The following is a 14,045-nucleotide window of genomic DNA, read 5'->3' on the forward strand; positions in this document are numbered from 1 at the left end:
AATATTAAACACAACTGAACTGCTAAAAAAAGCAGTAATGGGAATCTTTTTGCCAAAAAAACCAAATACAACAAATTATGATTAGAAAACTTACTACACATTTGTTCTTTTGCCTACTGATGTTATCAGTTTCGGCAAAGACCTGGGCTCAACAAACATCAGAGATCACCGGGATTGTAAAAGATGAAACCGGGCAGCCATTATTAGGGGCCTCCATACTTTTACTCAACACAAAAACCAACGAAAAGCGCGGGGTAATGGTGAATAGCGAAGGCAAGTTTTTAATCAAAGGCCTTTCTGCAAATGTACCTTACACCATCAGTGCCTCCTTTATCGGTTTTACCACAAAAACCATTGACAATTATATCCTGAAAGCTGGAGAACAGGCAACCTTGCTGATCCAGCTTAATCCTGCCTCAAATTCATTATCAGATGTGGTTGTTGTGGGGTATGGTAGTCAGAAAAAGAAGGACGTAACTACGTCGATTGCCAGCATCAAGGCCAGCGACCTGGAAAACCAGCCCATCAGTAACGCGGCGGAGGCCATGGTTGGGAAAATGGCCGGTGTACAGGTGTCACAAGGATCCGGAGCACCTGGTGGTGCACTGTCTATAAAAGTGCGCGGGGTTGGAACGATCACAGCCGGTTCTAATCCTTTGTACGTAATTGATGGAGTGCCGATTTCAAACGACAATATCAATTCACTGAATACAAACGATATCGCTTCTATAGAGGTTTTAAAGGATGCATCATCTGCAGCGATTTATGGCTCAAGAGGCTCTAATGGTGTGGTACTGATTACAACCAAGCAGGGCCAGAATGGGGTGTCAACGATCAGTGTAAACAGCTATACGGGATGGCAGACACTGGCGCATAAAATAAAAATGATGGATGCCTACCAGTATGCACAAATGGTTCTGGATTCAAGAAACAATTCTTATACTGATGCCATGGAAGCCATCAATAGAAAAAATGTGGCTTTGGGCTTGCCTGTAGTTAGCTTTAGTGTAAGCGACAATAATGGCGTTCGCCTGTTTAATACAGCCAATAATACAAATACGGTGATGCCGCTGGAGGTTTTGCCTTATCTGCAAGGGCAGCAGGGTTTAACCAATACCGATTGGCAGGATCAGGTTTTTAGGACAGCCCCTGTACAAAACCATTCTATTTCTGCAGCAGGTGGAAGTGAGTTGTTAAAATATTACGGCTCCCTGGAATATTTTAACCAGGATGGGATTATTTTAAATAGCGGCTTTAAGCGTTACAGCGGCAGGTTAAATCTGGAAGGAAAAAAAGGGGTTTTCAAATATGGTGTTAACTTCAGTCCTTCGGTCATCAATGAAAAAAAGGTAAATGCCAATGGTGCTTACAATGCTAATGGCGGTGGTATTGTTGCCTCTGCATTGCATTATTCTCCAATTTTCCCAGTATACAATGCCGATGGCAGTTATAATTTTGCCCAAAACTCCTGGAGTCCGGGCACCATCACCACCTTGCCAAACAACACCACGGCAAGTGGAAATGGAGAAACACAGGCCTGGAATCCGGTAGCCCTGGCCATGTTGCAAAAAGATGATGTAGCTACTACCAGAATGACCGGTAGTGCCTTTGTGGAAGCCGAAGTCATCAAGAATTTAAAATATAGAATCCAGCTGGGAATTGACCTGTTTAACAGTGCCGAGGATACTTTCAGACCGTCTACCTTCCCGCAGTCTAATACCGCAGGAAATCCATTGTCAGATGCAACTGGCTCTTCGCGTACCACAAAAGAAACAAACTGGCTATTGGAGCAGACCTTAAATTATGCCAAGACTATTGGCGACCATAGCATCAACGCGTTAGTGGGCTGGTCTACACAAAAGGATGACTTAAGTGGTAACTACGCTTTTGCCTCCAAAGGATTTATTAGTGATCAGGTTGAATTTATAAAGGCCGGTATTGTAACGAATGGTACCGCGACCAGAACACAGTGGGCACTGGCCTCAGGTATAGCCAGATTGCAATACAGCTATAAAAGCAAATATCTATTTACTGGTTCGGTAAGGGCTGATGGTTCGTCAAAATTTGGAAGGAATAACAAATGGGGGTACTTCCCATCTGCCTCACTTGGCTGGAGATTGTCTGAAGAAGAGTTTTTGAAGACGTCTGAACTTATTTCAGATCTGAAATTAAGAGCCAGCTACGGTTTAACCGGTAATTTTAACATACCAAATTATGCTGCACAAGGTGCGATGCTCAATTATGGTTATGTATTCGGTGGGACGACACCTGGTGTTGTAAATGGGGTAGCACCAATTGCCCAGCCAAATGATAACCTGCAATGGGAAAAAACAGCCCAGTTGAATATTGGATTTGATGCTGCATTTTTTAAAAATCAACTGACGCTATCTGTTGATGTATACAATAGTAATACCAATAACCTGCTTTTGGATGTACCGGTGCCAATTTCTACCGGTTTTTCTACTGAATTGAAAAACATTGGAAAAGTGAATAACAAAGGGATCGATATCAATTTAGGTACTCAGCAACAATTTGGTGCAGTTAAATGGAGTGCAAATGGGAACTTTTCTAAAAACAAAAATAAAGTTGTAGCACTGGGACCTGGAAACGCCGATATCATTAAAACAGGATCGGTAGCCAATGCTTATTTTATTACCAGGGTGGGGGAACCTATTGGTTCTTATTATTTACCGGTAGTTTTGGGCGTATTCAAGAATCAGGCTGAAGTAAATGCCTATCCGCATTATACCGATACACAAGGTAACTATGATCTGAATACTTCTAAACCTGGTGATTTTAAGTTTAAGGATGTTGATGGTGACGGGGTTATTGATTTAACCAAAGACCGCGAAATTGTTGGCAATTATCTGCCTAAGTTTACTTATGGTTTTGCCACTTCAGCAGAATACAAAGGGATAGATGTAGGTGTGTCCATGCAAGGTGTTTATGGGAATCAAATCCTTAACCTTTCCCGTAGATATTTTGCCAATAAGGAAGGAAACATGAATAACATGGTCAGTTCGCTGGACCGCTGGATTTCAGAAAGTAATCCGGGAAGTGGGCAGGATGTAAGGGCCAACCGTGCAGCTAAAGGAAGTAATGGTACCACATCTACCTGGCATATTGAAGACGGATCTTATTTGCGTATCCGTAACATTGCTCTGGGTTATACCTTGCCTTTGGGATTGATCAAAAAAATATCGCTGACTAAAGTCAGGGTATATGTGGCGATGCAAAATCCTTTTACTTTTACCAAGTATACAGGGTACAATCCAGAGGTTACCAACCGTTCCGATGCCACTACAAACGGAGAAGATTATGGGGTGTATCCAACAGCTAAAACAACATCAATAGGCATTAACATTACTTTATAAAATCAGAAAGATGAAAACATTTATTATATCAATCCTTACGTGTGGCTTAATGATGACGGCTACATCCTGCAAAAAATTTCTGGACTTAAAGCCACTTGATTCTTATACTGAAGACACATTTTATAATGATGAAAAAGGATTACAAGGTGGGCTGATCAGTTGCTATGACGCTTTACAAACGGACAGTCTTTATGGAAATAACCTGTTAACCTTAGCTGAACTCAGAGGCGATAACCTGATCGATAATGATCCTGGATCTGGAGCTGGCGTCCGCAATCAGATTGAAGTATTCTCTGAAACATCTGCCAATAGTATTCTTACCGGAACATGGCTGGGTAGTTACCGGGCTATATATCGCTGTAATATCATTTTAGACCGGGCACCTGCCATCAGCATGAATGAGACCACTAAAAATCAGATCATTGGGCAGGCAAAATTTATCAGGGCCTTAAACTATTTTAACCTTACGCGTTTGTGGGGCAATGTTCCCCTGGTGCTGAAGGTTCAAAAAACCGAAGAGGCAAGGCAAAATTCACGCGCTACGGCTGCACAAATTTACCAGCAGGTGATTGATGATTTAACCGATGCTGCGGTCAAACTTCCAACAAGCTGGCCGGATGTACAAAGGGGAAGGGCAACCAGTTATGCAGCGGCCGGACTATTGGGTAAGGTGTATCTTTACCAGAAAAGATTTGATTTGGTAGCTTCTACTTTGCAACCCGTGGTAGCAGCTATTTATGCCGGAACAATATTGGCTACTGTACCACAAAGCACCACTTTTCCCAATAACCTCAAAACTAGCAAGGATGTTATTTTTGCGGTTCAATACCTGGCAGGTGGGGTAAAAGAATTTGTTCATCAGGATAATCGCTACAGAAATAATAACAATACAAACATCATTAGCATTCCTCAATCCTTATTTGAGGCTACAGATAACCGCAAGGCGCTTGTAGCCATTACAGGTACAGGTGGCAGACCAGGTAAATTTAATGCACCCCAGGCAAACAATGAGACCAGCAGCGACTTTCCTGTTGTACGTTGTGCAGATGTTTTATTGATGTATGCGGAAGCGCTGAATGAGACTGCTTATGGAAATACTGAAGCATTTAAAGCGCTAAACGCAGTACGTTCCAATGCTGGAGCTTCCATCAAAACACAAACCACGCTTACTTCACAGATTGAGTTTCGTACTGCTGTATATCTGGAAAGACGATTGGAGCTGGCCCTGGAGGCTGACCGCTGGTTTGATATTGTGAGGACAAATCAAATGGGTACTATTTTTCCTGGCATCCCGACTTTCAGGAGTATTTATCCGGTTCCGCAGGTAGAAATTGACAACATTAATGATAAGAGTGGTTGGCAAAATACAGGTTATAATTAAGTGAAGCCTGAGAGGTTCTGAATTTATTTCAGCACCTCTCACTATCTGCTAAACAAGCTTCAAAGATTCTGAAATGAATTCAGAATGATGGTTGCATAACATAACAGCATAACGATTTACCTAATTTTACATTTGAATGGATTCTAAAATACCTGATATGAAATCTTTTTTCCTTTTGATTTGCTGCTGGCTTTGTGCCCTGAATGTATGGGCGCAAACCGAGGGGCCTGGCAGGCAATATGTGCTCCAAAGCACCCATAATGCTGTGCAGTATAAAAACTATTATCTGCTTACTTTATTACAACAAGATCAGGCTGTAAAAAAGCTGGTTCAAAATGATCCGGGGATGAACGACTTATTTAAAGTGAGGGAGGCAAAAATAAAGGATGCACTAAAAAATTGCCAGAGCAATATAGCTTGTTTTGCTGCTGCTTTTAAGTTTACTGCCGATGAAATTACAGCTGTGAGTAACCGATTGAGTTTTCTTTTTAAGCAGAACACTGCATTGGCTACCATGGTAAAGAGCCAGGTGATCCCATCTGGTTGTTATGGTATGTATGGGCATTTGAAACCATTAGATTTGTTGCTTAAAGCCTGGGAACAAGATGCAAGGGCAATTAACTTTTCTATTGGCGTATATGTAGAGGGGGCAAAACCCAATTATCCGAAGATAGATTCGATCGGTTTTGATGTGAAAGATAAAAGCTATCCTGAACTGGTTAACACCAATGCCTTATTGAGCCTGAATACTAAAGATGGGTTGTTTTTTGAGCCTTCCATGGAGTTTTCCCTGATTGCCCTGGAAATCAACGAGCGGAATGATGCAGCAGATTATGAGCCGATGGTGAATACAGTGAATAAAGCTACGTTGCTGGCCATAAAGAAGACAAACTTCGCAGCCTATAAATATAGCTTGATATTGGTACCTGGTGAAGGACCTGAAGAACGTGATGTTGAACTGAGTGCTGGCGGGATGTTGCGCTGTCGTCTGGCTGCAAACCAGTACCGGGCTGGAGTTGCACCTTTCATCATGGTTTCAGGAGGAAGGGTACATCCATATAAAACCAAATACAGTGAGGCTTTTGAGATGAAAAAGTTTTTGATGCAAACTTTGCAGATTCCTGAAAATGCCATTATTATGGAACCACACGCACGGCATACCACCACAAACTTACGTAATGCGGCCAGAATCATGTTCCGATATGGTATGCCCATGGATCAGAAGGCGCTTGTGGTAACCGTGAAGTCGCAAAGTATGTATATCAGCGATGTGATGCTGAAACGCTGTGTTGCGGAGCTCGGTTACGAGCCATATCGGATTGGAGCCCGTTTATCGGACACCGCATTAGAGTTTTATCCGAATGTAATGTCCTTACAGATTGATTATGATGAACCTATGGATCCATAGATGATCTCATACATACAACTTTTGGCAAATCGGGCAAAAGAATGTCCTCCTTTTGGTTTTTCCCAAATGTCCTTTCTCCAACGGATGTCTGAGCGGACATAATTTCTTAGTATTTACCAGCCAGTGTTTTTTAAGCACATATGCTTTTTTCCATTTTAGGAAATCGAAGCTGTATTGACTGGCTTGTGTAATTAATAGCTTCAACTTAGCAATTGGGATCGCCTGCACAACGCTTAAAGGTTGTATGCCCACCCGGTACAATACTTCATTTTTAATGATATTACCCAGGCCGGAGAAAATCTGCTGATCTAGTAAAATGTCACAGATCAGTGCCTCTGGCTTGGTTTTGATTTTCTTTAATGCTTTTTTAGGATCCCATTGATCGGACATGATGTCGGCAGACCAATCGTAGCTTTCATTGATGTCACCTTCTATATATTTCAAAGCGCATGTGTAAAAGTTGAGCTCCGCGTTTTCGAAAGACAGGTTTAGTCTGGCTGCTGATTCTTTACGCTCGTTAATTCTATAGCTGCCAAACATCATGAGATGGATTCGTAAGGCAAATCCCTCAAAGCAAATCAAAAAATGTTTGCCCCAGCTTCTAAAAGCAGTTACCTTTTGGTGCAGCATCCTTTCTTTATCAATTTTGGTATTTCCGCCAACAGCAATAATTTGTTGTTCTTCCAAATGAAGTGCTTCCACGAGTTCTCTTAAAATTACTATAGATGGTCCTTCTGGCATATAAGTGATATTTGGTATTGGACAACAACTAAGTGATTGGATAGTTTCGGTTGGATCTTGAATCAAATGATAGCTGGAATCTGTAATTTCAGGATTAAACGATATATTAGAAGAATAATCACCCATTTCGAACGGTGGAGCAAGAATCAGCTTCTCTGGACGAATGACTTTATACGCTCTGTTTTGTTAAAAAAAATCTGTGTTTTTACACTTTTATTGGTCTGTTGCAGCATATTCATGCTATCTGCACAATATAACCGGAGGGTCTCAGGTATAGTTACTGACAGCACCAGGACCGGGATTCCAAATGTTAAAGTATTGATCGTGACAGGTAAAGATACTTTGAAGGCTGAGACTGGCCAGGACGGCAAATTTAATGTATCGAAGATCAACGCTGAAAGGTTTTCGATTCAGATCTCGGCCTTCGGTTATCAGGCGATTCATGCCAGCTATACGTTTGCTGAAAAGGAAACGCACAAACGGCTGGATGCCGTCCAGTTAAAAATGTCAAGCCAAATGTTAAAGGAAGTGGTGATCAATGCCAAACCCAACCCGATTAGATTTATGCAGGACACGGTTGAGTATAATGCATCGGCCTTTCGGGTTAATGAGGGCGATAATGTGGCAGATCTGCTGAAACAGTTTCCAGGACTGGAGGTTGATGATGAATACAACGTCAAAGTGATGGATAAAGAAATGGTCAAGCTGCGCATTAATGGCAAAGATTTTTTTACGAATAATGTGAAAGACTTTATCGGAAAACTTCCTGCTGGTATTGTTTCCAAAATCCAGGTGATAGATGATTTCGGAGACGAAGCGAATTTTACCGGTCTGAAAATGGGCGAGCCAATAAAGATGCTGAACATCATTACCAAACCTGGGATGAACAAAGGGGTATTCGGGGGCTTATCCAGTAATGGCGGAACGAACAATATGATCGGCGGAAACTCCAGGCTGAATCTCTGGAATGATAATAAGCAGAGTTCAGCAAATATTTCTGCCAGTACCTCAAATAATGGAGCTGGGCGTGCCCGGTCATTTGGACTTGGCTTAAACCATAATGATAAATTAGGTAAAAATAGCAAGGGCGGTTTTGGTTATGATTTTAGCAACAATGGTACTGCCTATGGAAGGGAACAGGTCACGGAATCGATAACACCGGAGGGCAGTTTTATCAACAATAACAAAAGTGACGGAGACAATGGCGGTAGCAAACACAACCTCAGATGGAATATGGATTATAATGATAAGAAGATTTTTATTCAGGCAAATGTGAATGGTGGTTACGGTAATTCAACCAGTCAAAATATTTCGTTTAGTCAGCAATCCGGGCTGCTGCGCCAGGATCTGAAAAATAGCAATAGTGCTGAGAACTCATCGCCCTCAATTATGGGAGGGATCGCGCTGTCAAAAAAACTGAAGAACGTAAAAAACATATTTTCTGTAACGGCTTCCTTCTCGGTGAACAACACCCGGGGGAACCAGCAGATCAGCACGAACACTTTGTATTACGACAAAAATACAGATGCAGTGCTCAAAGATTCACTGTTGAAGCGGGATTTGAATAGTAAGACCAGTAACCGCAGAATTAATTTCGTTCTTAGGTACAGCCTTGGTCTGAAAAAGCCTAAGGACAGCATGGGCCATCAGAGCCTGAATTTCAACTACAGCGGTGCAGCAGTCTGGTCTGAAAATCAGGTTTCTACTTTTGTCTTTGACAATAGGAGTGATGAGGTTTTTTTTGTTGACTCCTTGAGTACATCCTTTAACAGCATTTCATTCAATCAGGGTTTGGGAATAAATTACAACTATGGATCTCGAAAAATGCGCTACAACATCGGCTTCAATGCCAGCCCTAATTTGCTTACCAATCGCGATAGGAGACTGGGAGAAACTACAGTAAACAATACATTCAATTATTCTCCTTCGATAAATTTTAGCCGAACGATTACTCCGGGGAAAATACTTTCTCTGAGCTATAATGGCTCTAACCAAAATCCAACACTTAACCAGTTACAGCCCCTGAGAAATTCGCAGAGCCTTCAAAATATCCTGGTCGGTAATCCCGATCTCAAACCGTCATTTAACCACAATTTAAATACGGGCTTTAATTACAGCCACCTCAAATCTGGTGTTTCTATCCAGACTGCCATAAATGCAGCTGTCACCCAAAACGAGATTATGAGTCACGTGACATTATTGTCTGATACCTTAAATAGTTTAAAGCAGGTTACCCGGTATGAGAATGTAAACGGCAACTATCAGGTTAGCGGCAATTATGTTGTGCATATACCAATTAAGAAAAACAGATATTCAATTGGTTACTCAGGTAGTCTGGGTTTTTCAAATCGGGCTGTCATTTTTAACAACCAAAAGACCTATGGTAGGGGGCTCAATTTCTCTCAACGGGTTAATGGCAATCTATCGTTCAAAAAAATCTCGTTGACTACTCAATTTAGCTATTCTTTAACAAATAATAACAGTGCTGGCGCTTTGCTGGGATCTTCCGAATATCAGTCTATCGGAATTGGTCAGATTAGTGCTCCAGCCTTTTTCAGAACAACAACCATTGGAACATCTTTACGTGGAAATTTAAACCTTCAGAAACTGAATGTCAATGCTGGGATCAATTACAATATCAGACACAACGATGCCGCTGCTGACCAGGTTGTCCGCGACAATAGCGATATAAATATGAATTTATCTGGGCAGATGACGATCAGGAAGTCTTATTTTGTAGATTTTGAAGCTACAAAAAGGCTCAACTATGGTTATGTACTGTCCAATTCAAATCCGTTGCTGGTCAACGTTGGTTTGGGAAAAAGGTTTTTAAAGGACAAGTCCCTGCAAATGAAAGTTAGTGGGAATGACCTGCTTGGACAGGGTAATAATGTTTCGCGGACGGTTTCCGGAAATACGATTGTGGATAGCCGCAACAGGCAGCAAACGCGGGTGTTTTCATTAAACCTTAGTTATAATTTATCCAGATTTGGTGGAAGGAACTTCCGTGTCGACCCAGATTAAACGCATTATTTTAAATAATCCATCATTGAATTTACAATAACTTTTGAAAAGAATTGTCAAGATCTTAAATGCTAAAATAATTAGTTTTAATATTTTATTACTAATAATATTAGTTTATATTTGTGTTTTCAATTTAACGTAAAACCATAACGCTATGATCTTGAACAAATCACATGTAAACTCAGCCAGCGCATCCTCCAGTATACCGGAGTTTCGGTCTTCATCGGCATCAGTTTTACAAAAGCTCTGGCGAAAATCACCAACAAGATTGTCAGGAAACAGTGTTATGCAACCCATGTCTTTTGTTTGGATACCAAATAAAAAGTGACATGCTATTGGATGGGTTCATTGATTATCCCCGACAAGGAAAATAATTGGAAACAACTGAACGCTTTCGGTGTTATTGAGAAACCAAATTTATGAATATGGAACGCAAAAAGAACATCAACCCATTTATGGGTAACATTACAGAGAACTATCAGGTGGAATACTGGGCTGTAAAATTTGGTATCCGTCCAAATCTGCTCCGGGAAATTATGAAAACAACGGGTAATGAAGTTGCCGAAGTGCAAAAATATTTTAATAAGTAAACTCATGCCTGAATTACCTGATCTGGAAGTTTTTGCAGCCAACCTGCAGAAACGATTCAAAAGCAAAACCCTGGAAACCCTGGAAGTTAAAGTGGCTAAGAAATTGAATGTTTCTATTCAGGAGTTGAAGAATACCCTGGAAGGTCATCAGCTTGAAAAAGTAAGCAGGAGTGGAAAAACTTTGCAGTTACATTTTAAAAATGAGGCTGTATTGGGTTTGCACTTAATGCTTCATGGTGAGCTTAGGCCCTTAAACCCAGATGAGGAAGTGAAATTCCAGATTGTATCCTTTCATTTCAAAGGTGGCGATGGTTTTGCATTATGCGACTTTCAAAAACAGGCGACCCCTACACTCAATCCGGAACTGTCTGAGGTGCCGGATGCGCTTGCTTTGAACGAGGGATACCTAAGGGAATTGTTAGGGAAAAAGAAAGTGCAGATTAAAACTTTACTGATGGATCAGCAATTGATCAGAGGAATTGGCAATACCTATGCAGATGAGATTCTTTGGGAAGCGAAAATATCTCCTTTTTCCATCGCTAAATTCATTCCCGAGTCGGCTGTAAATGAATTGTTGCGGGCGATTAACCACGTATTATGTAAAGAAACCGTTGACATCGGCAAAAAATTATGCGAAGCGTTAAACGGAGAAGTAAAGGATTTTTTAAGGGTTCACCGTTCAGATTTAAGTAAGAGCCCGACGGGGGCAGAGATTCAAATAGAGAAAAAAGGTGCAAGAAAAACTTATTTTACCGATGAGCAATTGTTATACACAGTTTAAGGAAAACCACACGGAGAATTTAAATCTTTTGCTGGTTAACCGTTTTGATGAAATTTTACAAGTAAGTTCTTTTTCCGGGGACGTCTCTTTTGATGTTTATGTTAGAACCGGCGTAACGGTACCGGTTTTTGTTAAAAAATTGAATGCGTATGCTTTAGCACTTATGAAAGCTGATGCCATGAATGGCGTGAAAGTTTGTTTTAGGATATACCAGAACAGGGCGTTGATGCATGAACTGTATTACAACGGTCAGGATAGCGAAATTGTAATGGATCCGTATTTTTCGCTAATTTAGTGTCCCAATGACTCAAGTAAAATTTAACTGTCCGGAAGATCTTCATCAAATGCTGTTCAATCAGGGGCTGGATTTCAGGGGACTAATAAACGAAGTGCTGTTTGGTGCTATAAAAGGGAATCAGGAAAGTTTAGTCAAGTTAAAAAATGCATTGTTATCCTTTCATATCAAAGAAAGCGAATTCCCGGAAATCGTTAAACTGGAAATCAATGATACTTCTATAAATTCGAGTACCGGAAAAGGGCAGGTTGTTTTTGAGTATACCCTTGGATATAGCAATACCTGCGCCGGAACGCGTACCGATATTCTAAAAAAAGATAGGGTCAATTTTAGATTGGATACGGTCAATAATCTAGTTGTGTTTTCATTGATGGAACTTGAATTACGATCTACTGCTGACGAATTTTGACACTTGAACACACCAATTACGGCGCTCTATAAATTTAACAAGATACTAAATGTATTCGTTTGCGATAAAGTAACATCGTGATATTAGGATGCCAGCTATGAGAGTAGTTGGTTTCTATTGAAATCAAAGCCGTTAATATTAATAAGGTTTCATCCGTTGTACGCCATTGCTTTAGAAAGCTCCTCATTCAGTAAATAATCTGCCTTTAGCTTATCCAGTTTGGCCATGGCACGGTTGTATGCATCTTCGCCGAGCAAAAGATACAGTGGTGGATTTTCCATATGAGCAGTATCAATGATCGCAGCTGCAGCTTTTTCTGGATCGCCACTTTGCTTACCATCGTTTTTCAGTAGCATTTCCTGTGCACGATGCATTGTGGTATATTCCGAAATGGTGTGCTTTGCAACGTTGATGGAATCCGGATGTAGGAAATTGGTGCGGAATGCTCCTGGAGCAACAACAGTAACTTTGACTCCAAATTCAGCAACGTCCTGAGCAAGAACCTCAGATAATCCTACAATCGAATATTTAGTGGCTGCATAAACTGACCAGCCCGTCATGGCTGTTATGCCAGCTATTGATGATATATTGATGATGTGTCCTGACATTTGGCTTCTCATGTATGGCATTACCAACCTGATTACATTCAACGTTCCGAAAACATTTATTTCGAAGCTGTTGCGCGTCTCGCGATCGCTTAATTCTTCAATGCTGCCACCTATGCCATAGCCGGCATTGTTGATCACAACATCAATACTTTTAAAGGCTAAATTAGCCTGATGTATTGCGCATCCAACGCTATCCTCATTGCCAAGGTCAACTTGTAATGGGAGGAAGTTGGGTGCAGTAATACCCACTGCAGTGATCAGTGCGTCTAAGTCGCGCGAGGTTGCAGCAACGTTCTGACCTGCTTCAAGTAATTGTTTTACCAGGATTAGGCCAAGTCCTTTAGACGCGCCTGTAATAAACCAAGTTCTGATGTTCTTCATATTCCGTATTGCTTTGAGCATACAAAAGTACCCTGAAACAACAAATAAACTATACGTCAATCAAACCAATTGTTACGAAATTCAAACAATTCGAAATGCCGAAGGAGTAGTGTTGGTCTGTTTTTTGAAAAAGTTGTTGAAATGGGTGGGTGCTTCAAAGCCCAGACAATAACTGATTTCGGAAACATTCCAGTTTGTATGGCGTAAAAGTGCCCTTGCTTCGCTGGCCAACCGCTCCATAATATGGTCCGTTGTGGTTTTTCCAGTCGTTTGACGTACAGCCCGGTTGAGGTGGTTTACGTGTACAGAGAGTTGGTCTGCAAAATCCTTTGCTGAACGTAGCCCGAATCTTTGCGATGGGGATTCAATGGGAAACTGTCGTTCAAGAAGCTCTGTAAAGATCGAGGTAATCCGCGAGTTGGCATCCGGGTGCTGATATAGCCGGTCCGAAGGTTGTATCTTCATTGCATAGTGGATCAATTCAGTAACATAACTGCGTAATAGATCGTATTTATAGATGTAGTCAGAATTGAGTTCTGCAATCATCTTGTCGAAAATAGCAAATACGAACGCTTGCTGGGCTTCATTCAATATGTAGATGGGATTTGCCCCGGGAGCAAACATCGGCAATTGATTGACATTGTTGCGCTGCGCCTCGGTAAAGAAAGCTTCTTTGTAAATACAGAACCGGCCTGAATGTGTGTTGTTCAGGTTCTCAAAAGTATAGGGAACGATTGGATTAAAGAAAATCAATGCTGTTCCGTCTAATTCTATACTTTTATCGGCATAATGTACTACGCCTTTACCAATGAATAAACTAATTTTATAAAAATCCCGACGACTGTATTGGACCGGCTTTGCTCCGGGCATATAGCAGTCCTCAGTCCTAAAGACATTGAAGTGCCCGATATCCTGACTGAGATTCTCAGGCAACCAATTAAACTTTTGTTTGTAAAAATCTTCTAATGTTTCCTTACGTGGCATGAGGCAAAGTTACACAATTCAAACTATATTTGAGTAAAGCTTGTGGTTGATGATAAAACTTCTATTGCT

11 protein-coding genes are annotated in these 14,045 nt (G+C 41.1%); 8 read left to right on the top strand and 3 right to left on the bottom strand.

Annotated elements, in window-relative coordinates; genetic code table 11:
• Positions 1-77: 77 nt before the first annotated feature.
• The 3 genes from IM797_RS15890 (at position 78) to IM797_RS15900 (ending at position 6,163) form a co-directional block, all read left to right on the top strand.
• Positions 78-3,374, top strand: coding sequence for a TonB-dependent receptor (locus tag IM797_RS15890; RefSeq protein WP_194128136.1), 3,297 nt, complete (start codon positions 78-80; stop codon positions 3,372-3,374).
• Positions 3,375-3,384: 10 nt separating this feature from the next.
• Positions 3,385-4,755 carry a RagB/SusD family nutrient uptake outer membrane protein gene (locus tag IM797_RS15895; RefSeq protein ID WP_194128137.1) on the top strand — a complete coding sequence of 457 codons (1,371 nt, stop codon included), beginning with the start codon at positions 3,385-3,387 and terminating at the stop codon, positions 4,753-4,755.
• A 157-nt stretch (positions 4,756-4,912) separates the two neighbouring features.
• Complete coding sequence (locus IM797_RS15900; RefSeq protein ID WP_194128138.1) at positions 4,913-6,163, top strand: YdcF family protein; 1,251 nt, start codon at positions 4,913-4,915, stop codon at positions 6,161-6,163.
• Positions 6,164-6,169: 6 nt separating this feature from the next.
• Here IM797_RS15900 and IM797_RS15905 read toward each other — a convergent pair whose 3' ends face one another.
• Positions 6,170-6,904 (bottom strand): DNA-formamidopyrimidine glycosylase family protein, encoded by a 735-nt coding sequence (locus IM797_RS15905; RefSeq protein ID WP_194128139.1) that lies wholly within the window; start codon positions 6,902-6,904, stop codon positions 6,170-6,172.
• Between the two features lie 237 nt (positions 6,905-7,141).
• On the opposite strand from IM797_RS15905, the gene IM797_RS15910 reads away from it, so the two are divergent.
• From IM797_RS15910 to IM797_RS15930, 5 genes are all read left to right on the top strand, one after another.
• Positions 7,142-9,928 (top strand): TonB-dependent receptor, encoded by a 2,787-nt coding sequence (locus tag IM797_RS15910; protein ID WP_194128140.1) that lies wholly within the window; start codon positions 7,142-7,144, stop codon positions 9,926-9,928.
• Positions 9,929-10,353: 425 nt separating this feature from the next.
• A complete protein-coding gene (locus IM797_RS15915; RefSeq protein ID WP_194128141.1) occupies positions 10,354-10,518 on the top strand; it encodes a DUF3606 domain-containing protein in 165 nt (54 codons plus the stop codon).
• Between the two features lie 4 nt (positions 10,519-10,522).
• Positions 10,523-11,299: a DNA-formamidopyrimidine glycosylase family protein gene (locus IM797_RS15920; protein ID WP_194128142.1), complete on the top strand. Its 777-nt coding sequence runs from the start codon at positions 10,523-10,525 to the stop codon at positions 11,297-11,299.
• Positions 11,274-11,594 (top strand): hypothetical protein, encoded by a 321-nt coding sequence (locus IM797_RS15925; protein ID WP_194128143.1) that lies wholly within the window; start codon positions 11,274-11,276, stop codon positions 11,592-11,594. The genes IM797_RS15920 and IM797_RS15925 overlap by 26 nt, the downstream gene beginning before the upstream one ends.
• A gap of 7 nt (positions 11,595-11,601) precedes the next feature.
• The gene (locus IM797_RS15930) at positions 11,602-12,003 is read left to right on the top strand and encodes a hypothetical protein (protein ID WP_194128144.1); all 402 of its coding nucleotides are present in this window, start codon (positions 11,602-11,604) and stop codon (positions 12,001-12,003) included.
• 149 nt (positions 12,004-12,152) lie between these two features.
• Here the strand turns inward: IM797_RS15930 and IM797_RS15935 are convergent, their stop codons facing one another.
• Together IM797_RS15935 and IM797_RS15940 are read right to left on the bottom strand one after the other, a co-directional pair.
• Positions 12,153-13,013: an SDR family NAD(P)-dependent oxidoreductase gene (locus tag IM797_RS15935; RefSeq protein ID WP_228098898.1), complete on the bottom strand. Its 861-nt coding sequence runs from the start codon at positions 13,011-13,013 to the stop codon at positions 12,153-12,155.
• Positions 13,014-13,073: 60 nt separating this feature from the next.
• Positions 13,074-13,976: an AraC family transcriptional regulator gene (locus IM797_RS15940; RefSeq protein WP_194128145.1), complete on the bottom strand. Its 903-nt coding sequence runs from the start codon at positions 13,974-13,976 to the stop codon at positions 13,074-13,076.
• Between the last annotated feature and the right edge of the window lie 69 nt (positions 13,977-14,045).

It is taken from the genome of Pedobacter sp. MC2016-24 (assembly GCF_015223055.1).
GTDB lineage: Bacteria > Bacteroidota > Bacteroidia > Sphingobacteriales > Sphingobacteriaceae > Pedobacter.